The following is a 20,717-nucleotide window of genomic DNA, read 5'->3' on the forward strand; positions in this document are numbered from 1 at the left end:
TGCCACCGTCTCGCCCATGGTGCTGGAGTTCTTCCTCACGACCGAGGACCACGTCGCGTTCAACGAGCACGTCGCGCGGACGTCGCCTGTGCTCCGGAAGCAGCGGGCGACCGCCCGCATCGTCGGCGCTGTCCTCTGCGGCGCCACGAGCCTCGGCATCGCCTGGGCGTTCGAGCGGTCGTTGCCCGTCGCTCTCGTCACTGGCCTTCTCACGGCCGTCGTGATGTGGTTCCTGCTCCCGCGGATCCTCTGGCGCTCCTTGCTCCGCAGCATCCGCAAGATGGTCGCCAAGGGCCTCGTCGGTCCGGTCGGTGAAGTCCGTGTGACGCTCGCCGAGGACGGGCTGACCGTGCAGATCAGCGGCATGACGTCGTCACTCCCGTGGGCCAGCATCGAAGGTGTGGCGGAGACCGAGGACCACTACTTCGTCTTCGCCTCGCCCGTGGCGGCGATCGTCGTCCCCCGACGGGTCCCGGGCGCGGCCGAGCTCATCGACGCGGTGCGTGCGGCATCGGTCCGTCTGCGGTGAGCGCGGCCCCGACCCGCGCCCGCCCCAGCACCCCGAGCACGGCCCGTCCGAGCACGAGCACCCCGGCCGCGGTGACGACGGCGCGCACGGTGTCGACGGTGAGCGTCGACGTCGCGAGCGTGTAGGCGAGGAAGCGCGGCACGTTTTCGCCGAGCCCGCCGCCGGGCACGTAGGAGAGCTGTGTGCCGTCGCCGAGCGCGAACGGCCAGAACCAGAGGTTGGTGACGAGCCCGTAGAGGTACGCGGCGACGACGCCGTAGGCGGCGAGGACGACGACGGCGCGCCGGCCCGGCCGCGCCTCGTCGCGTGGCAGGACGACGCGTCCGACGAGTCCAGCCCCCGCCCCGACCCAGGCCGCGGCGAACGCCTGGAACGGCAGCCACGGTCCGACGCCTGCGGTGAGCAGCGCGGAGACGAGCATGGCGAGCGCGCCGAGCGTGAAGCCGAGGCGCGGTCCGAGGGCGGCACCGGCGAGGACGAGCAGGAAGAACATGGGCTCGATACCGCCGACGCCCGTGCCGAGCAGGCGCAGCGCGGCGACGAGCGCGGCGAGCACGCCGACGAGCGCGAGCGCGCGCGGGTCGGGCCTCTCGCGGGTCACGGCGACGAGCGCGGTCGCGAGGACGAGCGGCAGCAGGATGACGAGCAGCCATGGCGCGGACTGCCCGTCGGCGCGCGGCGAGACGGACGCGACGAGCGGCCAGCCGAGCATCGCTACCCCGAGCAGGCTCGTCAGGGCGACGAGCACGCGCGACGCGACGGTGCTCATCGGGGCGGTCCGTCGGAGGCGCCCGGGCCGGGAGCGACGACGGCTGGCACGTCCGGGGTGTCCGGTCCGACGGGTACAGAACCCGGCGTACAGGCGGGCCCGCGCACGAGGTCGGCGACGGTGAGCGCGGCGAGCGGCCGCACGACGCGCGCAACCTGCGGCGCGGCTCCGACGGACCCCGTGAGCACCGCGCGCGCGGCCCCGTCGGTGACGACCTCGCCGTCGGCGAGGACGATCACCCTGTCGGCGGCCTCGGCGGCGGTCTCGACGTCGTGCGTCGCGAGGACGACGGTCGCGCCTGCGGCGGCGCGCTCGCGGAGCGCGGCGACGAGCGCGTGGCGCGCGGGCGTGTCGAGGCCGCGTGTGGGCTCGTCGAGCAGGACGACGCCCGCCCCGGCGGCGAGCTGGATCGCGAGGACGAGCGCGAGCCGCTCCCCCTCGGACAGGTCGCGCGGGTGGGTCGCGCCGTCGATGCCGGGGACGAGCCCGTCGAGCAGCGCGCGCGTCGTGCCGGGGGCCGCGTCGGCGTCGGCGTCGCCTCCCTCGCACTCGGAGGCGACGGTCGGCGCGAAGAGCAGCGCCCCGACCTCCTGGGGCACGAGCGCGACGACGCGTCGGGCGTCGGGCGCGGCGAGCTTTGCGGGATCGACGCCCGCGACGTCGAGGCGAGCGCGGTGCGGCAGCGCACCGGCGAGCGCGCGCAGCAGCGACGACTTGCCCGCGCCGTTGCGTCCCATGAGGACGGTGACCTCGCCCGCGTGGAGCTCGAGGTCGAGCCCGTGGACGACGGTGCGGGTGCCTCGTCGCACCTCGAGGCCGCGCGTGCGGACGCGCGCCTCGGTGGGCGCTGGATCCGCGGCGTTCCCGTGGCCGCTGGGAGCGTCGACCCGCAGCCCGACGACGCCCGGCGCTGCGACGTACCTCCGCCGCGCCTCCCGCACGTCCCGAGGTACGTCGTCCCAGCCGACAAGGTCGGCGAGCCGTACGAGCGGCGGCGCCTGCGGCGTCGCCCGCAGCACGTCGTTCCCGCCGGCGCGCAGGCTCCCGTCGCCGGGCAGGTGCCACACGCGGTCGACCACGCCCGTGAGGCGTTCGAGCCGGTGCTCGGCGACGACGACGGTGAGGCCGACGTCGTGCGCGAGGCGGCGCAGCGCGCCGACGACGTCGTCGGCTGCGACCGGGTCGAGCGCGGACGTCGGCTCGTCGAGCAGGAGCACGGAGGGCTCCGAGACGAGGACCGCACCGAGGGCGACGCGCTGCGCCTGCCCGAGCGAGAGCGTGTCGAGGCGGCGCTCGCGCAGCTCGGCGATGCCGAGGAGGTCGAGCGTGTCCTCGACGCGCCGCCTCATCGCCGCCGGGGCGACGCCCTGCTGCTCGAGGCCGAACGCGAGCTCGGTCTCGACGTGGGCGGTGACGAAGCCACGGGTCGGGTCCTGCCCGACGTATCCGGTGAGGTGCGCGCGGTCGCGCGCGGGCACGCCGAGCAGGTCGGTCCCGTCGAGCAGGACGCGTCCCGACGCGCGCACGCCGGTGCCGTCGAGCAGCCCGCCGAGGGTGCGGAGCAGGGTCGTCTTGCCGACGCCCGTCGGCCCGGCAAGGAGGACGACGTCGCCCTCGGCGACGTCCGCGGACGCGTCGTCGACGAGGGAGCGTCCGCCGACGGCGACGGTGAGGCCGTCGAGCCGGATCATCGGGCGGCTCCCGCCCTGGGAGCGCGCGACGCCAGGTCCCGACGCGGCGAGGCCGGGCCGCCCGGCCCGAACGGCTCCCGACGAACCGCCCGCACCTCGGCGGCGACGGCCCCGACGACCGCGGGCAGCGCGGCAAGCACAACGGCCCCGAGCGCCCCGCCCGAGAGCGCGAGCCACGACTCCCCCGCAGGCCCTCGCACGGACGCGGGCAGCACGCCGACGAGCACGGCGGCCCCGAGACCGCTCACGACGACACCCGCACCGACCCACGTCCAGCGCGGCGGCCGGTGCAGGGTCGTCCTCCTGCCGCGCGCGCCGCCGAGCGCGATCCACGTGAGCAGTCCTGCGGCGAGCGCGAGCACGGGCGCGGCCCAGCCGGGCCAGGCGTCGTCGAGGAGAGCGAGCATCGCGAGGCCCGCCGCCGTGAGCGAGGCGAGCATGAGCGGGACCGTCCCACGCCGGGCCTGGCTCTGCGAGCCGAAGCCGCGCGCCTCCATGCCCGTCGCGGTCGCGAACGCGCGCTCGACCGAGCCCTCGAGCACGGGGACGACGACGCGCTCGAGCGTGCGCCGGTCGCGCGCACCGCGCCCCGTGAGCGTCGCGCCGCGCAGGCGCAGCGCCTCGCGCGTCTCGAGCACGGAACGTACGAGCGCGGGGAAGGCCGAGACCGCGATGACGGCGGCGGTCGCGAGCGGGCCGAGCGCCGCTGGCACGTGCCGCAGCAGCAGCCCGGCGTCGGCGATCGTGTGTGCGGCGCCGACGGCGAGGACGAGCACCGCGAGCTGGAGACCGCCCGTGAACCCTGCGAGCAGCGACTCGCGCGTCACGGGCCCGAGGAACATCAGCGGACCGAGATCGAACGCAGGCAGATCGAGCAGAACGTGCGTGCCGGGCGTCGCGAGCAGGACGTGCGCGAGGACGCGCACCGCGAGGATGACACCCGCGACGACCGCGTACACGCCGAAGCCGCGCGCTCCCTCGGGCCGGTGGACGGTGACGGTGAGGAGCACGACCGCGCCGAGCAGCGCGAGGAGCAGCAGGTTCGTCGTGAGGGTCGCCGCGGCCGCGACACCCCCGGCCCACAGCCACCACGCTGCGGGGTGGACGGCGCCCGGCCTCATGCGCGCGCCCGGCGCGCACGGATGACGACGACGGCGACGGCGAGCACTGCGAGCAGGCCGAGACCGGCGACGACGGCGGCACCCGGCGCGTCCGCATCGGTCCCGGCGACAGGCGCGGCCGACGGACGCGACCAGCCGTCCGGCACGTCGCCCTCGCGAGCCTGCGCGGGCGTCACCGCGGGTGCGCGCCCCTCGGAGCTTCCGACGGAGTAGACGAGGGCGAACGCCTCGCCCGCGGCGAGCTCGGTGTCGCCGACGCCCACGGTCGCGTAGCGCCACTTACCATCGTCCCCGACGGTCCACAGCGACCAGTACGCCGTCGCGGGCGGCGTCCGCCGACACGGCTCGGTGCGTGTCGAGCCGTCGGGCATCGTCACGGCCTCGTCAGGGGCGGGCCGTCCGTCGACGCGGCAGACGAACGCGAGCCCCATCTGCGCTGTGCCCTCGAGCGCGACGCCCGCTGAACGGAGCACGTCGAGCGCGCGGCCCGTCGTCGACCCGCACCGCACGGAGCTGCCGTGCCCGTCCGCCGTGGCGGGCAGGTCTCCGAGGTCGACGACGAGCGTCACGCCCGCGCACACCTCGTCGGCGGGCGCCGACACCGCGCTCGTCGCGCCGAGACCCGTGAGTCCCAGCGCGGCGAGCACGACGGCGAGCGCCGCGCCGACGAGGTGACGCATCAGTCGCCGCTCGTCACGAGGCCGACGAGGCCCGTTCCGAGGAGCGCGGGAATGCCCTGGGCGGACGCACGGGCGTCGGGCGCGGTGCCGTCGAAGGTGAGGGCCGCGCCGCCGTCGACCGCGACGGTCTGGGCCGCGAGCCACGTGCGCGCGTCCACGACGTCGTTCGGGGCGACGCCGGCGTCGGCGAGCGCGCTGAGCGCGACAGCCGTCGAGTTGACGTTGGCGGCAGCGGGCTCGCCCGACTGCCACGCCTTGCCGCCGTCGACGTCGGCCGCCGCGCCGAGCAGCCAGTCGCGCGCCCCGTCGGTGGCCTGGGCGTCGAGGTCCTTCGCCCCCGAGCCCGCGTAGGCGGTGAGTGCGGAGAGCGCGAAGGCCGTCGAGTCGGCGTCGCCGACGCACGCGTCGGCCTCGAGCGCGGCCGGGAACGAGCCGTCGTCGCACTGCTGCGCCGCGAGGTAGGCGGCGGCCTTGCTCGCACGCTCGGCCGCACCGTCGCCCGCGAGGGCGTCGCCGCGCACGAGCGCGAGCACGCCCCACGCCTGGCTCACCGTCGAGGAGTAGTCGTCGCCGCCGATGTCCGAGAGCCGTCCGTCCTTGCCGAGGAACGACGTGAGGCGTGCGTCGAGGTCGCGGGCGATGTCCTGGTCGGCGGCACCGAGGACGACCGCCGCCTTCGCGGTCGAGCCCGCGTAGCCCGCCGTCTTGCCGTCGCCCGCGTACGCGTCGACGACCGCGGCCGTGAACGTGCCTGCGAGGTCCTTCGCGAACGCGTCGTCCTGCGCGGCGAGCGCCGCGACGAGCACGTCGAGCGTGAGGCCCTGGTCGGGGTACGCGGTGCCGTCGAACGTCGTCGTGAAGAGGCCGTCGGTGCGCTCGACGGTTCCGAGCCACGTGAGCGCGGCGGCCGCCGTCGCGGCCGGGTCGGCGGGAGCATCGGCAGGCGGGGCCGACGTCGTCGTGGTCGGGGCGGGCGTCGTCGGCGCAGGCGACGCGGTCGTGGGTGCTGCGGAGGGCGCGTCGTCGGAGCACGCGGCGAGCGGCAGGACGAACGCGGTGGCGAGCAGGAGCGCCGCGGGACGCGACGTGAGGGTGCGGGAGGTGCGCATGGTGGCCTTTCGGAGGGGACGCGGAAGGTCCCGCACGTGGGCGGGAGGACCGACGCAGTCCCCCTCTGGGGCCATCATCCTGCGTCTGCGGGGAGTCTAGCCGCGCCCGACGACGTCAGGCGTGGCAGTCCGCGCAGCGTCTCGCACCGCGGCCCCGCCCTGCGCATGGCGGTCGACGGCGAACGCGATGAGCACCTGCGCGGCGACGTACGTCGCCATGACGAGGAAGTCCTTCTGCGGCGGCGCGAAGCTCGGCGCGAAGGCGCCGAGCGCGATCATCGCGTCCGAGACGAGGAAGACCACGCCGCCGATGCCTGCGACGGGCCCGAGGCCCCACGCGAGGATCGACATGGTCGCGAGCATGCACGCGTAGACCACGACCGCGGGCAGCAGTGCTCCTGCCTCCCCCGCGCACGCCGCGACGATGGCGACGAAGGTCGCCGCGTAGACCGGCAGGCTCCACCGTGCACGCACCGCCGCGCTCCGTCGCCGCGTCGGCCAGAACGCCGCGACGTAGACGACCTGGGCGACGAGGAAGAAGCCCACCATCGCGAGGAACGCGGCGTCGCCGTCGAGCAGGCGTGGGACCGAGTCGCCGAGCCAGGAGAGGACGAGCGCGACGAGCGTGAGCTCGACGAGCCGCGGGCGCCTGCCGCGCCTCCCGCTCGCGTCGCGGTCGGGCGTCGTCCGCAGCCACAGCCACAGCGCGACGAACACCATGAGCAGCACCTGCGTGAAGTCCCCGAGGGCCTCGGCCCCGACGAGCAGCGCCCCCAGGTGGACGGCTGTGACGGCTCCGCCCATGACGACGACGACGGTGACGGGCGCGCGAAGCCTCACGGCATCCTCCTTGACGACGGCTGCGCACACGTTACGGGACGGGCTGCGCGGCCGTCCTCGCTCAGGTGCCCGACACGCCGAGCAGCACCTCGGAGTGGTACACGCGGAACCCGAGCCGCTCGTAGAGGCGGTACGCGCCCGTCGGGTTGGCGGTGTCGACGCCGAGCGTCCCTGCCTCCATGCCGTCCTCCCGGAAGAGCTCGAGCGCACGGGTGAGCAGGAGGCTCGCGATGCCGCGTCCGCGACCCTCACGCACGACGCCGAGCAGGTGGACGTATCCGCTCGTGAAGCCCTGTGCGGGCCAGTCGTCGGGGAAGCGGTCGCTCCGCAGGTAGCCGACGACCGGCGAGCCCTCTCGGGCGGTGTCACGCGCGACGAGGCTCCAGCCTGCCGCGAACGTCGACCGTCCCGTGAGCCAGCGCTCGGGGCTCGACGGCTGCGAGCCCCAGTGGTCGGCGAAGGCGGCGTTGTGCGCGAGGCGCACCTCCTCCTCGTCCTGCGGACCCCACTGGCTCAGGACGATGCCGTCCGCTGCGGGCGCGTCGACGAGCGGTGCGTCGAGGTCACGCCGCAGGTTCGCGTAGTGGCGCAGCGCGCCGAACCCGAGCCGTTCGTAGAGGTGCGTCGTCCCTGTGCTCTCGGTGCCGACGACCACGCCGACGCGCCACGGCACGCCGTCGCCCGAGCCACGGCGTGCGAGCAGCTCGTGCGCGCGGTCGATCCCCCAGCTCGCGACCGTGCGCCCGATCCCGCGCCCGCGCAGCTCCGGGTCGACCCCGCCGTCGAGGTAGACGCGGCGCTCGGTCGCGTCCTCGGGCGGCGCGGTGAGGAGCATCCAGGCCCTGGCGACGCCGTCCTCGTCGATCCCGACGATGCTCTCGTGGGCCAGGTCGCGCCAGGTCTCGCCGAGGTCCTCGACGACCTCGTCGAGCGACATCCGGAACGGTTGTGCGTCGGCTTCCTCGACGGCGTTGAAGAGCCGCTGCAGGTCGTCGGCGTCCGAGGTCTCGAGGGGGCGCCATGTCAGCGAGGGATGAAGGTCCATGGACCCAGCATGCGCCGTGGCCGGTCGCCGGGTCGACCCCTTATCGCCCGGTCAGGCGTCGATGCGCGAGCGGTCGATGCTCTGTGCGCCGGCGACGATGAACTCCTTGCGAGGAGCCACGTCGGAGCCCATGAGCAGGTCGAAGACGTGCTCGGCGATCTCGGCGTCCGCGAGCGTCACCCGTCGCAGGGTGCGCAGGCGCGGGTCCATGGTGGTCTCTGCGAGCTGGTCGGCGTCCATCTCGCCGAGGCCCTTGTACCGCTGGATGTCGTCCTTGTAGCGCTTGCCTGCCTTGTCGAGCTTCTTCAGCGTCGCGGTGAGCTCGGCCTCGGAGTACGTGTAGATGTACTCGTTCTTGCGGCTGCCCGCGCCGATGACCTCGATCCGGTGGAGCGGCGGCACGGCCGCGTAGACCCGTCCGTCCTCGACGAGGGGCCGCATGTAGCGGAAGAACAGCGTGAGGAGCAGCGTGCGGATGTGGGCGCCGTCGACGTCAGCGTCCGTCATGAGGACGATCTTGCCGTAGCGCGCCTGCTCGAGGTCGAAGGTCCGCCCCGAGCCTGCGCCGATGACCTGGATGATCGCGGCGCACTCGGCGTTGCGCAGCATGTCGGAGACGGAGGCCTTCTGGACGTTGAGGATCTTGCCGCGGATGGGCAGGAGCGCCTGGAAGTCCGAGGACCGCGCGAGCTTGGCTGTGCCGAGAGCCGAGTCGCCCTCGACGATGAAGAGCTCGGAGCGCTCGACGTCGTCCGAGCGGCAGTCGGCGAGCTTGGCGGGCAACGACGAGGTCTCGAGCGCGTTCTTGCGGCGCGAGATCTCCTTCTGCTTGCGTGCCGAGATGCGTGCACGCATCTCGGCGACGACCTTGTCGAGCAGGAGCGCCGACTGCGCCTTCTCGTCGCGCTTCGTCGACGTGAGGATCGCGCCGAGCTCCTTCTCGAGGACCTTCGAGACGATGCCGCGGACGGGTGCGGTGCCGAGGACCTCCTTCGTCTGGCCCTCGAACTGCGGCTCGGCGAGACGCACGGTGACGACCGCGGTGAGACCCGCGAGGATGTCGTCCTTCTCGATGCGTTCCGAGGAGTCCTTCGCGGTGATCTTCAGCCGGCGCGCGTTGGCCTCGATCTGCTTGCGCACGAGCTTGAGCAGCCCGGCCTCGAAGCCCGCGAGGTGCGTTCCGCCCTTGGGCGTCGCGATGATGTTGACGAACGTCCGCACGGTCGTGTCGTAGCCGGTCCCCCAGCGCAGGGCGATGTCGACCTCGCACTCTCGCTCGACCTCCCGCGGCGTCATGTGCCCGCGCTCGTCGAGCACGGGAACGGTCTCGGTGAATCGACCCGACCCCGCGAGCCGCCACGCGGCCGTCACGGCGGTGTCGGGGGCGAGGAACTCGACGAAGTCGACGGTCCCGCCCGTGTGGTGGAACTCCTCCTCCCAGGTTCCCTCGGCGCCGGGCGTCCCCTCGATGCCGCGCTCGTCGCGCAGCATGATGCGCAGGCCGGGCACGAGGAACGTCGTCTGGCGGATGCGGGCGACGAGCTCGTCGTACTGGAACGCGGCCGTGCGCAGGAAGATCTGCGTGTCCGCCCAGTAGCGCACGCGCGTCCCAGTGCGTCCGCGCGCGACCTTGCCGACAGCGCGGAGCTCGGAGGTGTCGACGAACGGCGCGAACGCCGCGTCGGGGCTCGGTCCCGTCCGCGGGTCGTCGAAGGTCCCGGGCTCGCCTCGGTGGAAGGACATGGCCCACGTCTTGCCGCCGCGGTCGACCTCGACGTCGAGGCGCGACGAGAGCGCGTTGACGACGCTCGCGCCGACGCCGTGGAGGCCGCCCGACGCGGCGTACGAGCCGCCGCCGAACTTGCCGCCCGCGTGGAGCTTCGTGAAGACGACCTCGACGCCCGAGAGTCCCGTCTTGGGCTCGACGTCGACGGGGATGCCGCGCCCGTCGTCCTCGACCGACACCGACGAGTCGGCGTGGAGCGTCACCGTGATGTTCTGACAGTGCCCGCCGAGGGCCTCGTCGACCGCGTTGTCGATGATCTCCCAGAGGCAGTGCATGAGACCGCGCGAGTCGGTGGTCCCGATATACATGCCAGGTCGCTTGCGCACCGCCTCGAGGCCCTCGAGGACGGAGAGGTGGCGGGCGGAGTAGGACTCGGTCGTTGCGGTCGGCACGAGCACCCACTCTAGGCGCTGCCTCCGACACTCCCGGCCGCGGCACGCTGCGTGGCGCGTGCGCCTCACCCACACGGGTTTGTGACGGTCGCAGGCCGGACGTCCGAATCCCGCCATCTGGCACGAGACGATCCGTACGCCGGTGGCGAACGTTCCTCGGATGACGGAATCCCGGGACGCCCAGGATGGTTGGATGCTGACATGAGCACCGCTACCGTGACCCCCCTGACCGTGGCCGACCGCTGCGACCGCTGCGGCGCCCAGGCCTACGTCCGTATCACCCTCCCCGTGGGTGAGCTCCTCTTCTGCGCGCATCACTCGCGCGAGCACGCCGACGCCTACGCGTCGGTCGCCGTGGAGATCCAGGACGAGACCGACCGCCTCCACGAGGAGCACGGCGCGCGCTGAGCCGCCGATCGCAGCCCGACCTCGAAGGGCCCCGCACCGAGATGGTGCGGGGCCCTTCGACGTCTCCCGCTCCCCCTGCGCGTGAGCGCGCGCCCACGACCCGCGGCTCACGAGTCCGACGATGGCCACTCTCCCCGTGCGCGCGGGCACGCTCGGGCGTCACCGGGAACGACGACGGCCCCCGCACCATCGGTGCGGGGGCCGTCGGACGTCGAGCTCAGTCGAGGTAGTCGCGCAGAACCTGCGAGCGGCTCGGGTGACGCAGCTTCGACATCGTCTTCGACTCGATCTGACGGATGCGCTCACGCGTCACGCCGTAGACCTTGCCGATCTCGTCAAGCGTCTTGGGCTGCCCGTCGGTGAGTCCGAAGCGCATCGAGACGACGCCGGCCTCACGCTCGGAGAGCGTGTCGAGCACCTGGTGGAGCTGCTCCTGCAGGAGCGTGAAGCTCACGGCGTCCGCCGGGACGACGGCCTCGGAGTCCTCGATGAGGTCACCGAACTCGCTGTCGCCGTCCTCGCCGAGCGGCGTGTGGAGCGAGATGGGCTCGCGGCCGTACTTCTGGACCTCGACGACCTTCTCAGGGGTCATGTCGAGCTCCTTGGCGAGCTCCTCGGGCGTGGGCTCGCGGCCCAGGTCCTGGAGCATCTGCCGCTGGACGCGGGCGAGCTTGTTGATGACCTCGACCATGTGGACGGGGATGCGGATCGTGCGCGCCTGGTCAGCCATGGCACGCGTGATCGCCTGACGGATCCACCACGTCGCGTACGTCGAGAACTTGTAGCCCTTGGTGTAGTCGAACTTCTCGACAGCACGGATGAGGCCGAGGTTGCCCTCCTGGATGAGGTCGAGGAAGAGCATCCCGCGACCCGTGTAGCGCTTCGCGAGCGAGACGACGAGGCGCAGGTTGGCCTCGAGCAGGTGGTTCTTCGCGCGACGGCCGTCGGACGCGATCCACTCGAGCTCACGACGCAGCTTGGGGGCGAGCTCGCCCGCAGCGTGGGTCAGCCGCTCCTCGGCGAAGAGTCCCGCCTCGATGCGCTTGGCGAGGTCGACCTCCTGCTCGGCGTTGAGGAGGGCGACCTTGCCGATCTGCTTGAGGTAGTCCTTGACCGGGTCAGCGGTCGCACCGGCCGTGACGACCTGCTGCGCCGGGGCGTCGTCGTCGTCGGCGTCGGAGTAGACGAAGCCGCTCGTGGACTCCTCGGCCTCCTCGGCAGGCTTGGTGGCCGCGGCAGCAGCAGCGGCAGGCTTCGCCTCGGTCTCCTCGGCCGTGTCCGTCTCGGGCTCGTCCGCGTCGATCTCGACGTCCTCGAGGTCCTCGTCGCCGGGCACAGCCTCGGCGTCGTCCTCGACCGGCTCGTCGCCCTCGTCGGCGGCCTTGGCGGTCTTCGCGGCAGCGGCCTTCTTCGCCGCGGCGGCCTTGGTCGGCGCCTTCGCGGCCGGAGCCTTCTTGGCGGGCGCCTTCTTCGCGGCAGGCTTCGCGGCGACCTCGTCCTCGGTCTCGACCTCGGCCTCGACGGCCTTCGGCGCAGCCTTGGCTGCGGCACGCTTCGGCGCAGCCTTCGTGGCGGTCGCCGACCCGACGTCCGCCTTCGCGGTCGCCGACGTCGCACGCTTCGTGGCGGCCGCGGCAACCTTGCCGGTCGCGGGCAGCGTCACCTCGATGCCGAGCATCGCGATCGCACGGTAGACGGCCTTGAGCCGCTTGGCGTCCGCGACCGCAGCGGTCTCGCACGCGGAACGCAGGCTCTCGGCGTCGATCCGGCCGTCGGTCGTCCCGCGCCGGACGAGCTCCTGGAGCACGGGGTGCTCGAACTCGCGCGGCAGGGCGGGGTTCGGGATGTTGGGCGCCACAGATGACCTTTCGGCAGAACTCGAGGAGTGCATGACGCCGGCCACGGGATGAACTTCGCGGTGCGGTGTGAGCACGGTCCCCCTATTGTACTCGGAGCACGCGCACGGATCGCCCGGGACGCGCCCCGAGCGGGGCGTTTCATCGCGCTCCCGAGTGCCGTGCGCCACCCCTCCAACGCACAGGGACCCGCGAGTTGTTCCCGCGGGCTCGCGAGGTCAGGCAGTCGCGGGCGTCGGCTTGACCGCGAGCACGGGGCACGGCGCGTCGAGGAGCACACGCTGAGCGTTCGCGCCGAGCACGAGCTTGCCAGTAGGGCTGCGCCGGCGCAGCCCGATGACGACGAGCGACGCCGAAGTCTCCTCCGCCACACGGACGAGGTCGTCGGCGACGTCGCCCGCGCCCTCGAGCACACGCACCTCGTGGTCGACGCCCTCGGACGCGAGCTCCGCGGTGACGCGCGCGAGATCCTCGTCACGTGCCCGAGCGCGCGTCTCGTCGACCCTGTCGGCCCGCTCGCTCACGACGACGACGAGCCGTGAACCCTTCGCCCGCGCCGCCTCGCGGGCGGCGCTGAGCGCCGTCGACCCCTCGGTCGTGGACTGGTAGCCGACGACAACAGACATCGTTGTTCCTCCTGCGCCGGGCGCACCGTGTCGCGCCGTAGATCTCCGACGATATCCGACGCCTGCCGTACCGCGTCATGCCCTCCGCCCCCTGTCCGGGTGCGCATGCTGTGGCGTCCGGCACACACCGTCCGTCTCAGTCCTGCGACATGCGCGCGCGACGCACCCAGCCCGGCGGCAGGCCGGCGTCTAGCGCTGTGCGCACGAGGCCCGCGAGCGAATGGAAGGGGTCGATCTCGAGCGCACGGTCGATCCAGACGCCGGCCTCGGCTCCGTGCCCCGTCCACCAGGCGGTGACGCCGAGAAGAGTGAGCGCGGGCGCCGACCCGCCGTCCCGGTGCGCAGCGACCTCGCGCAGCACGGCTCGGGCAGGCTCGAGCAGCGTGGGGTCCGGCGCGAGCGCGACCGTCGGGTCCACGATGACCTGCACCGCGAGCCCGACGTCCTCGGCACAGTCCCGTCCGTCGCTCGCGCAGAACCTCTCGGCGACCTGGCTCAAGCCCGCCACGAGCGTCACGAGGACCGCGTCGCGCAGGTGCTTGTCCTCGAGCGCCTCCCCGAGACGACCCCACTGCGTGGGCCGGGCACGCTGCGGACGCGAGGCGGCGGCGTCGCGTCCAGCTGCGCGCACAGCGCCCCGCCACTCGGCGAGCGACCGGCTGCGCCAGCCGCCGCTCGAGCCGAGGGCGTCGGGCGCCGGGCGTCCGTGGGCGCGGGCGGCGCGCGCCGCGGTGCGCCGGTGCACGGCTGTGGGGACCGGGATCCGGCCGAGGTCGTCCCGGTCCGCGAGGACGGCCACGCCGTCGAAGACCATGCGCGCGCCGACCGCGGTCGACTCGAGGTCGGCGAGCGGGCGGGCTGCGACGAGCTGTCCGTCGGGCTCTACCTCGTGGTACGTCGTCTCCCCGACGACGACGACGCCCCGGATCTCGAGCGCGTCGCCGATCGCCTCGAGAAGCGCCTCGAGCGCGTTCGTCGCCTGATCGTCGAGGTGCTCGCCGTCGGCGAGCGCTCGCTCGCGGTAAAGCACGACGACGACTCCCGACGCCCCGTCCCGCGCTGCGGCAGCGACGAGGTTGCGTGCGAGCTGAGGGCCGGCCTCGGGGTGCGCGACGTCGCCGACGTCGGTGCGGATCATCATGCCGACCCGGCGGCGCGGACCCCGCAGCCCGACGAGGACGACGGAGTCGCGCGGGACGAAGCCCATCTGGTACGGGACGAGGGCGAGGAGCTCGCAGGGCTCGGAGGCCCGGATCGTGTGCGTCATGGACCCACCGCACACGGTGCGCGAGACACGCGCGCGGCGTCCGTGCAGATCTGTGGACGGCAGGCGAGCAACCCTCGCCTGGGGACAACCTCGCTAGGCTGCGGGCATGAGTACCCCAGCCCTGGTCGATCGTGACGACGTGCGTTCCCGGGTCGACCACCTCGTCGACCTCTATCTCACCGGCGCCCGCCAGGACGCGGCCGCCGAGCACGGCGAGGACGTCGTGCCCCTCTTCGACGCGATGGGCAGGCTGCTCGGTGGGGGCAAGCGCCTCCGCGCGGCCTTCACGTACTGGGCGTGGCGTGCGCTGACCGACGACGAGGGCGAGGCCGAGGGCGCACTGCGCCTCGGGGCCGCGCTCGAGCTCTTCCAGGCCGCCGCGCTCTTCCACGACGACCTCATGGACAAGTCCGACACCCGCCGCGGCCATGCGACGGCGCACGTCCACTTCGCGCGCGTGCACCGCGCGGGCGGTTGGCCGGGCGACTCCTCGCAGTTCGGCCTCTCGGCCGCCGTCCTCCTCGGCGACCTCGCGCTCGCGGGCTGCGAGCGCATGCTCACGACCGCGCTCGAGCACCTGCCGGAGCGCGTCGGCTCGCCGACCCGCGAGATCTTCGACACGATGCGCGCCGAGGTGACGCTCGGCCAGTACCTCGACGTCCTCTCGCAGGTACGCCCGTGGAGCGACGACGCCGCCGAGGACGAGCGCCGGTCCCGCGCCGTCATCCGCGCGAAGTCGGCTCGCTACTCGGTCGAGCACCCGCTGAGCCTCGGCGCGGCCGCGGCCGGTGCCGACGAGGACACGCTCGCGGGCGTCCGCCGCTTCGGCCTGCCGCTCGGCGAGGCGTTCCAGCTGCGCGACGACATCCTCGGCGTGTTCGGTGACCCCGCGACGACCGGCAAGCCGGCGGGCGACGACCTGCGCGAGGGCAAGCGCACGGTCCTCCTCGCGCGGGCGCTCGGTGGCGCGACCGCTGCTGAGGCCGCGCTCGTGCGCGGGCTCGTCGGATCGCCCGAGCTCACCGACGAAGAGATCGCCGACCTGCGCGAGATCTTTGTGCGGACCGGCGCCCTCGACGGGGTCGAGCGGCTCGTCGACCAGCTCGCCGACGAGGCGTTCGAGGCGCTCGACGCGCTCGACCTCGCGGGTGAGGGCGCAACGATGCTCCGCGCGCTGGGCTACGCGGCGATCGAGCGCGCTGCCTGAGGCTCTTCCAACGTGTGAGGTCCGGTCGGGGATCCCCGACCGGGCCTCACACGTCCGAGGTCTCGGCGCTCAGAGCATCGACTGCGCGACCCTCCGCACCTCGGACTTGCGGCCCTCGCGCAGTGCGGCGAGCGGCGACGCGCCGATCTCCTCGTTGTGAGCAAGGAGCCAGTCGATGATCCCCTCGTCGTCGAAGCGCAGATCTCCGAGCAGCGCGATCGTGCCCTGGAGCGAGGGCAGCGGGACGGGGTGCTCGCCCTCGACGGGCGTGCGGCGGTCCGCAGGGTTCTGCAGGTGGCGCGGCACGAAGAAGTCGGCCGGGACGCGCTTGACGGGGTTCTCGCCACGTCGCACCGCGACGATGACGCGGTCGTGCAGCATTCCCCGGACCTTGGCGACGTCGGTCCCGAGGAGCTCGGCGACGGCCGGGAGCGTGAGCCACTCCCCCGTGTACGTGGTGTCAGTCATGGGTCCACGGTAGTCGTGTGTGAAGCACCCACGATCACGCGGTGGACATCGGGCGCGCCCACCCACCTCCGGCAGGCGCACCACCGTAGACTCGCCACCGTGGGAGCCACCCTGACCGACCCGCTCGTCGGCCGTCTCGTCGACGGCCGCTACCTCGTCGTGTCACGGATCGCTCGGGGCGGCATGGCGACGGTCTACAGGGCCGTCGACCGGCGTCTCGACCGAGAGGTCGCGCTCAAGGTCATGCACCCCCACCTCGCCGACGGCGCGGAGGGCGCGGACTTCGTCTCGCGCTTCCGGCGCGAGGCCCGCGCGGCGGCACGTCTCGCGCACCCTGGCCTCGTGGCGGTGTTCGACCAGGGCGTCGACGGCGACACGAGCTACCTCACGATGGAGCTCGTCGACGGGACGACGCTGCGCCGACGGCTGCGTGAGAGGGGCACTCTCTCGGTCGGCGAGTCGCTCGACGTCGCAGAGGCTGTGCTCGACGCCCTCACGGCCGCGCACCGCACGGGACTCGTCCACCGGGACATCAAGCCCGAGAACGTCCTCCTCTCTGAGGAGGGGCGTATCAAGGTCGCCGACTTCGGCCTGGCGCGCGCCGTCACCGAGGTGACGTCGACCGCGACCGGCACGGTGTTCGGCACCGTCGCCTACCTGGCCCCGGAGATCATCCTCACGGGGGCGTGCGACGCGCGCACAGACGTCTACGCCGTCGGGATCCTCCTCCACGAGATGATCACGGGCGCGCAGCCCCACACGGGTGCGACGCCCATCCAGGTCGCGTACCGCCACGTGAACGTCGACGTCCCCGACGTCTCCGACGTCGCGAACGACGTCCCCACCGAGGTCGACGAGCTCGTCGCAGCGTTCGCTGCGCGCGACGCGGAGAACCGTCCGCCGGACGCGTCGGCCGCGCTCGAGCTGCTGCGTCGCACGCGTGCGGCGCTCGCGCCCGAGGATCTCGCGCTGCGGCACGAGGTCGAGGTCGCCTCCCAGGTGATTCCTGACATCGACGAGCCCGCGGCCGACGACGCCGCGATCCCTCCCGTCCCGCCTCCGCCCGGCGAGGACTCCGCACCAAGCCCGGACACGCCCTCATCGCCTTCCTCGCCAGTGTCCGCGCCGACCCCCGACGAGGACGACGACCGCACGGAGGCTCTCGGGATCGCCGGCTCCGGCACCACGATCGCGCTGCCGATCGGCACCGGTGCGGTCGCTCCCGTCGACACCGTCGGTCCGGCGCGTCGCGCGCGCCGTCGACGGCGCGCGCTCGTCGCGACGCTCGTCGTCGTCCTCGTGGCCGCGCTCGCCGGCGGCGCGACCCTCTGGTGGGCGACGTGGGGGCCTGGCGCCTACACGACGGTCCCCTCGGGGCTCGTCGGCGCCGAGGCCGACGCGGCATCGGCTGCGCTACGCACGCTCGGCCTCCGCGCCGACACCTCCGAGACCGTCAACGACGACGACATCCCCAAGGGTTCCGTCGTCAGCGTCGAGCCCCGCGAGGGCGCGGAGATCCACAAGGAGGGCACCGTCCGCCTCGTCGTGTCCCTCGGCATCCTCATGCGTACCGTGCCGAAGGACCTCGTCGGGCTGACGGCCGAGGAGGCGCACGCGCGCCTCGCCGAGGCCCAGCTCGAGCTCGCCCCCGACACGCTCGTCCACGACGACAAGATCCCCGCGGGCCAGGTCATGGCGGTCGACCAGACGGAGGGCGCGGAGGTCACGCACTCGACGGTCGTGACGCTGACGGTCTCGCAGGGCCCCGCCCCGGTGACGGTCCCCCAGGTCGTCGACTCGACGAGGAAGAACGCGACCGCGACGCTCAAGAGCGTCGGGCTCGAGGTGAAGGTCACCAAGGAGCACTCCGAGACGGTTCCCAAGGGTTCGGTCATCTCCCAGAGCCCGACGGCCTCGAGCGACGCCCACCGCACGGACGTCGTGACGATCGTCGTCTCGGAGGGACCTCCGCTCATGGTCGTGCCCAACGTCGTCGGGAAGTCCGCCGCCGACGCGGAGAGCATCCTCCGCGACGCCGGCTTCGTGCCGGACGTCAAGAAGCAGTGGGGCGGGCTCCTCAACATCGTGCGGTTCCAGAGCGAGGATGCCGGCACCAAGATCCCCAAGGGGTCGACGATCTCCATCACGGTCGTCTGAGGCCCACCCACGGATCGCCGCGCGCGCATACGTACGTCGAAGGGCCCCGACCATGCGGTCGGGGCCCTTCGACGTACGAACGCTCTGTGCGCCGTCAGCGCAGCATCTCGGCCACCTGGAAGGCCATCTCGAGCGACTGCTGGTGATTGAGGCGCGGGTCCACGAGCGTCTCGTAGCGGGCAGCGAGGCCCTCGTCGTCGATCTCCTCGGAGCCGCCGAGCACCTCCGTGACGTCGTCACCCGTGAGCTCGACGTGAAGCCCGCCCGGAACGGTCCCGAGCGCGCGGTGGACCTCGAAGAAGCCGCTCACCTCGTCGAGGACGTCCTCGAAGCGGCGGGTCTTGTAGCCCGTCGCGGCGGTGATCGTGTTGCCGTGCATCGGGTCGGTCACCCACGTCACGGGGCTCCCGTGGTCGCGGACGGCCGCGACGATCGGGGGCAGCGCCTCGCGGATGCGGCCCGCGCCCATGCGGGTGATGAACGTCAGGCGACCAGGACGTCCCGTCGGGTTGAGCTTCTCGATGAGGGCGATCGCCTCTGCCGGGGAGGTCGTGGGTCCGAGCTTGACGCCGATGGGGTTGGCGACGCGCGAGAGGAACTCGACGTGCGCGCCGTCGAGGTCGCGTGTGCGCTCCCCGATCCACAGGAAGTGCCCCGACGTGTCGTAGGCCTCGCCCGTGCGGGCGTCGACGCGCGTGAGGGCGCGCTCGTAGTCGAGCAGGAGCCCCTCGTGCGACACGTAGAACTCGACCGTGCGCAGCGCGTCGAAGTCGGCGCCGCACGCGTCCATGAAGCGCAGCGCGCGGTCGATCTCGGCGGCTGTCGACTCGTAGCGCGCATATGCGGGGTTCAGCATGAAGCCGCGGTTCCACTCGTGCACGCGCCGCAGGTCGGCGGAACCGCCCCGCGTGTAGGCACGCACGATGTTGATCGTCGCGGCGGAGATCTGATAGCCGTCGAGGAGCCGCTGGGGATCCGGGATGCGAGCGGCCTCGGTGAAGTCGTGGCCGTTGACCATGTCACCGCGGTACGCGGGCAGGGTCACGCCGTCGCGGGTCTCGTCGTCCGACGAGCGCGGCTTGGCGTACTGCCCGGCCATGCGCCCCATCTTCACGACGGGCATGCTCGCGCCGTGCGTGAGGATGACCGCCATCTGCAGGATCGTGCGGATCTTGTTGCGGATCCGGTCGGCCTGCGCCTCGGCGAAGGTCTCGGCGCAGTCGCCTCCCTGCAGGAGGAACGCGTCGCCGCGACCAGCGGCTGCGAGCCGCTCGGTGAGCAGGTCGGCCTCTGCGGGCACGACGAGGGGGGCGGCCTCGGCCAGGCGCGCGGCCACCTGGCCCAACGCGTGAGCGTCGGGCCAGGTGGGCTGCTGCTTGGCAGTCAGCGAGCGAAAGTGGTCGAGCCCCTCCACCACCTCGTCGTGCGCCGTCGTCGTCATGCCTGTGCGGGCACCAGGTCCTGGCCGATGCCGGCGAGGAGCTCGCCGAACCACGGCTGCTTGACGTCGAACGCCTTGCCGCCGGCGATGCGCGGGAACGCGATGGCCGTGAGGACGTCGCCGTTCTCCTCGTCGTGCCCGACGACGCCCGACTCGCCGCGGAGCGCGGCGTCGACGGCGTAGTCCGTCATCGACTTGATGAGGCGCAGGTCCTCCTCGTTCGCCGCAGCGGCGCGCGAGTAGTAGCCCGACTTCTGGACCATGACCTTCTCGGCGCCGAGGCGCTCCGCGAACTGCTTGGCGAACCAGGCACCCGGGTTGATCGTGTCGAGCTTGACGTGGCCGAACGGGTCACGCTCGACGGTCTCGCCTGCGGCCTCGAGCTGCTCGACGATCTCGTGCATGCCCGCACCCTCGGAGAGGAAGATGTTGACGTTGCCCTGGGTGTCCATGACGGCCTTGAGGCGCGCGGCCTCGGCCTCGATGTCGATCTTCATCTCGGGGACGAAGACCGCGCTGATGTCCCAGCGCTCACGCGTGAGGCCGAGGCTCGGAACCCACTCGAGCGTGTCGAGGTGCTTGCGGTACTCGGCAGCCGCAGCGGCGGTGAGCCAGCCGCAGTGACGGCCCATGACCTCGTGCACGATGAGCATGCGCGGGCCGGAACGGTGCTCGCCGATGACGTTGAACGCGAAGCCGGCGGCCTCCTCGGCGGCCGTCCAGGCACCGAGCGACTGCTTGATCGGCACGACGTCGTTGTCGATCGTCTTGGGCAGACCGACGACCGTGAGCTCGTAGTCGTTCTCGTGGAGGTACGCCGCGAGGTCGGCTGCGGTCGTGTTCGTGTCGTCGCCGCCGATCGTGTGGAGGACGTCGACGCCGTCGGACTTGAGCTGCTCGGCCGCGACCTTGAGCGGGTCCTCGCCCTCCTGGACGAGACCGCGCTTGACGCAGTCCTTCGCGTTCGTCAGCTTGACGCGCGAGTTGCCGATCGGCGAGCCGCCGAAGCGGTGCAGGACGCCAGCCTTGGCGCGGCCCTCGGCGTCGACGACGATCTTGTCGCCGCGGAGCAGGCCGTGGTAGCCGTGCTGGTACGCGATGATCTCGATCGACGGGTCGAGCTCGTTGTAGCGCTCGATCAGCCCTCCGACCGCGGAGGAGAGGCACGGGGCGAAGCCACCGGCCGTCAGAAGGGCAACACGACGTACAGCCATCGAAGAACTACCTCTCATCGTCGCCCACGGGCCTGCGACGCGGGGGTGCGTCGGGCTCGTCGGGCCATGGTTTTCCGGACCGCGGGGCGCCGGACGGCAGAGCCGTCCACG

Annotated in this window: 18 protein-coding genes; 4 read left to right on the forward strand and 14 right to left on the reverse strand. The window is 72.9% G+C overall.

Annotation, left to right across the window (positions count from 1 at the left end):
• Positions 1 to 16 precede the first annotated feature (16 nt).
• Entirely contained in the window at positions 17 to 529 is a 513-nt protein-coding gene (locus G7063_RS08640) for a YcxB family protein (protein ID WP_166414036.1), read from the forward strand.
• On the opposite strand, the gene G7063_RS08645 is transcribed toward G7063_RS08640, so the two are convergent.
• From G7063_RS08645 to G7063_RS08680, 8 genes are all read right to left on the reverse strand, one after another.
• Entirely contained in the window at positions 489 to 1,298 is an 810-nt protein-coding gene (locus G7063_RS08645; RefSeq protein WP_166414037.1) for an ECF transporter S component, read from the reverse strand. The two genes, G7063_RS08640 and G7063_RS08645, sit on opposite strands and share 41 nt — an antisense overlap.
• Entirely contained in the window at positions 1,295 to 2,989 is a 1,695-nt protein-coding gene (locus G7063_RS08650) for an ABC transporter ATP-binding protein (protein ID WP_166414038.1), read from the reverse strand. Before G7063_RS08650 ends, G7063_RS08645 begins: the two co-directional genes overlap by 4 nt.
• A complete protein-coding gene (locus G7063_RS08655) occupies positions 2,986 to 4,110 on the reverse strand; it encodes an energy-coupling factor transporter transmembrane component T (protein WP_166414039.1) in 1,125 nt (374 codons plus the stop codon). The genes G7063_RS08650 and G7063_RS08655 overlap by 4 nt, the downstream gene beginning before the upstream one ends.
• Entirely contained in the window at positions 4,107 to 4,790 is a 684-nt protein-coding gene (locus tag G7063_RS08660) for a hypothetical protein (RefSeq protein ID WP_166414040.1), read from the reverse strand. Before G7063_RS08660 ends, G7063_RS08655 begins: the two co-directional genes overlap by 4 nt.
• Positions 4,790 to 5,899 carry a hypothetical protein gene (locus G7063_RS08665; protein ID WP_166414041.1) on the reverse strand — a complete coding sequence of 370 codons (1,110 nt, stop codon included), beginning with the start codon at positions 5,897 to 5,899 and terminating at the stop codon, positions 4,790 to 4,792. Before G7063_RS08665 ends, G7063_RS08660 begins: the two co-directional genes overlap by 1 nt.
• A 96-nt stretch (positions 5,900 to 5,995) precedes the next feature.
• Positions 5,996 to 6,739, reverse strand: coding sequence for a lysoplasmalogenase (locus G7063_RS08670; protein WP_206188128.1), 744 nt, complete (start codon positions 6,737 to 6,739; stop codon positions 5,996 to 5,998).
• A 61-nt stretch (positions 6,740 to 6,800) separates the two neighbouring features.
• Positions 6,801 to 7,784 (reverse strand): GNAT family N-acetyltransferase, encoded by a 984-nt coding sequence (locus G7063_RS08675; RefSeq protein WP_166414042.1) that lies wholly within the window; start codon positions 7,782 to 7,784, stop codon positions 6,801 to 6,803.
• Positions 7,785 to 7,835: 51 nt separating this feature from the next.
• Positions 7,836 to 9,962, reverse strand: coding sequence for a type IIA DNA topoisomerase subunit B (locus G7063_RS08680; protein WP_240916009.1), 2,127 nt, complete (start codon positions 9,960 to 9,962; stop codon positions 7,836 to 7,838).
• A gap of 201 nt (positions 9,963 to 10,163) precedes the next feature.
• Here G7063_RS08680 and G7063_RS08685 point away from each other — a divergent pair, with 201 nt between their 5' ends.
• Positions 10,164 to 10,370, forward strand: a complete 207-nt coding sequence (locus tag G7063_RS08685) for a hypothetical protein (RefSeq protein ID WP_166414044.1) — start codon at positions 10,164 to 10,166, stop codon at positions 10,368 to 10,370.
• Positions 10,371 to 10,587: 217 nt separating this feature from the next.
• Here G7063_RS08685 and G7063_RS08690 read toward each other — a convergent pair whose 3' ends face one another.
• From G7063_RS08690 to G7063_RS08700, 3 genes are all read right to left on the reverse strand, one after another.
• On the reverse strand, positions 10,588 to 12,228 hold the full coding sequence (locus G7063_RS08690) for an RNA polymerase sigma factor (RefSeq protein ID WP_370520695.1): 1,641 nt from the start codon (positions 12,226 to 12,228) through the stop codon (positions 10,588 to 10,590).
• Positions 12,229 to 12,444: 216 nt separating this feature from the next.
• A complete protein-coding gene (locus G7063_RS08695) occupies positions 12,445 to 12,852 on the reverse strand; it encodes a universal stress protein (protein WP_166414045.1) in 408 nt (135 codons plus the stop codon).
• A 136-nt stretch (positions 12,853 to 12,988) separates the two neighbouring features.
• The gene (locus G7063_RS08700; protein WP_166414046.1) at positions 12,989 to 14,119 is read right to left on the reverse strand and encodes a DUF4192 domain-containing protein; all 1,131 of its coding nucleotides are present in this window, start codon (positions 14,117 to 14,119) and stop codon (positions 12,989 to 12,991) included.
• A gap of 106 nt (positions 14,120 to 14,225) precedes the next feature.
• Here G7063_RS08700 and G7063_RS08705 point away from each other — a divergent pair, with 106 nt between their 5' ends.
• On the forward strand, positions 14,226 to 15,326 hold the full coding sequence (locus tag G7063_RS08705; protein WP_166414047.1) for a polyprenyl synthetase family protein: 1,101 nt from the start codon (positions 14,226 to 14,228) through the stop codon (positions 15,324 to 15,326).
• Positions 15,327 to 15,395: 69 nt separating this feature from the next.
• Here the strand turns inward: G7063_RS08705 and G7063_RS08710 are convergent, their stop codons facing one another.
• Positions 15,396 to 15,794 (reverse strand): Rv2175c family DNA-binding protein, encoded by a 399-nt coding sequence (locus G7063_RS08710; RefSeq protein ID WP_166414048.1) that lies wholly within the window; start codon positions 15,792 to 15,794, stop codon positions 15,396 to 15,398.
• 99 nt (positions 15,795 to 15,893) lie between these two features.
• Here G7063_RS08710 and pknB point away from each other — a divergent pair, with 99 nt between their 5' ends.
• Complete coding sequence (gene pknB, locus G7063_RS08715) at positions 15,894 to 17,951, forward strand: Stk1 family PASTA domain-containing Ser/Thr kinase (RefSeq protein ID WP_166414049.1); 2,058 nt, start codon at positions 15,894 to 15,896, stop codon at positions 17,949 to 17,951.
• A gap of 94 nt (positions 17,952 to 18,045) precedes the next feature.
• Here the strand turns inward: pknB and G7063_RS08720 are convergent, their stop codons facing one another.
• Both G7063_RS08720 and G7063_RS08725 read right to left on the reverse strand, forming a co-directional pair.
• Positions 18,046 to 19,392 (reverse strand): class II 3-deoxy-7-phosphoheptulonate synthase, encoded by a 1,347-nt coding sequence (locus G7063_RS08720; RefSeq protein WP_166414050.1) that lies wholly within the window; start codon positions 19,390 to 19,392, stop codon positions 18,046 to 18,048.
• Positions 19,389 to 20,606: a pyrophosphate--fructose-6-phosphate 1-phosphotransferase gene (locus G7063_RS08725; protein WP_166414051.1), complete on the reverse strand. Its 1,218-nt coding sequence runs from the start codon at positions 20,604 to 20,606 to the stop codon at positions 19,389 to 19,391. The genes G7063_RS08720 and G7063_RS08725 overlap by 4 nt, the downstream gene beginning before the upstream one ends.
• Between the last annotated feature and the right edge of the window lie 111 nt (positions 20,607 to 20,717).

The sequence above is a fragment of the Sanguibacter sp. HDW7 genome, assembly GCF_011300875.1.
GTDB lineage: Bacteria > Actinomycetota > Actinomycetes > Actinomycetales > Cellulomonadaceae > Flavimobilis.

What these genes read in the sequence shown, in the direction of transcription:
- G7063_RS08640 (WP_166414036.1), top strand. Translation starts at nt 17, where the DNA reads ATGGTGCTGGAGTTCTTCCTCACGACCGAGGACCACGTCGCGTTCAAC.
- G7063_RS08645 (WP_166414037.1), bottom strand. Translation starts at nt 1,298, where the DNA reads ATGAGCACCGTCGCGTCGCGCGTGCTCGTCGCCCTGACGAGCCTGCTC.
- G7063_RS08650 (WP_166414038.1), bottom strand. Translation starts at nt 2,989, where the DNA reads ATGATCCGGCTCGACGGCCTCACCGTCGCCGTCGGCGGACGCTCCCTC.
- G7063_RS08655 (WP_166414039.1), bottom strand. Translation starts at nt 4,110, where the DNA reads ATGAGGCCGGGCGCCGTCCACCCCGCAGCGTGGTGGCTGTGGGCCGGG.
- G7063_RS08660 (WP_166414040.1), bottom strand. Translation starts at nt 4,790, where the DNA reads ATGCGTCACCTCGTCGGCGCGGCGCTCGCCGTCGTGCTCGCCGCGCTG.
- G7063_RS08665 (WP_166414041.1), bottom strand. Translation starts at nt 5,899, where the DNA reads ATGCGCACCTCCCGCACCCTCACGTCGCGTCCCGCGGCGCTCCTGCTC.
- G7063_RS08675 (WP_166414042.1), bottom strand. Translation starts at nt 7,784, where the DNA reads ATGGACCTTCATCCCTCGCTGACATGGCGCCCCCTCGAGACCTCGGAC.
- G7063_RS08685 (WP_166414044.1), top strand. Translation starts at nt 10,164, where the DNA reads ATGAGCACCGCTACCGTGACCCCCCTGACCGTGGCCGACCGCTGCGAC.
- G7063_RS08695 (WP_166414045.1), bottom strand. Translation starts at nt 12,852, where the DNA reads ATGTCTGTTGTCGTCGGCTACCAGTCCACGACCGAGGGGTCGACGGCG.
- G7063_RS08700 (WP_166414046.1), bottom strand. Translation starts at nt 14,119, where the DNA reads ATGACGCACACGATCCGGGCCTCCGAGCCCTGCGAGCTCCTCGCCCTC.
- G7063_RS08705 (WP_166414047.1), top strand. Translation starts at nt 14,226, where the DNA reads ATGAGTACCCCAGCCCTGGTCGATCGTGACGACGTGCGTTCCCGGGTC.
- G7063_RS08710 (WP_166414048.1), bottom strand. Translation starts at nt 15,794, where the DNA reads ATGACTGACACCACGTACACGGGGGAGTGGCTCACGCTCCCGGCCGTC.
- G7063_RS08720 (WP_166414050.1), bottom strand. Translation starts at nt 19,392, where the DNA reads ATGACGACGACGGCGCACGACGAGGTGGTGGAGGGGCTCGACCACTTT.
- G7063_RS08725 (WP_166414051.1), bottom strand. Translation starts at nt 20,606, where the DNA reads ATGGCTGTACGTCGTGTTGCCCTTCTGACGGCCGGTGGCTTCGCCCCG.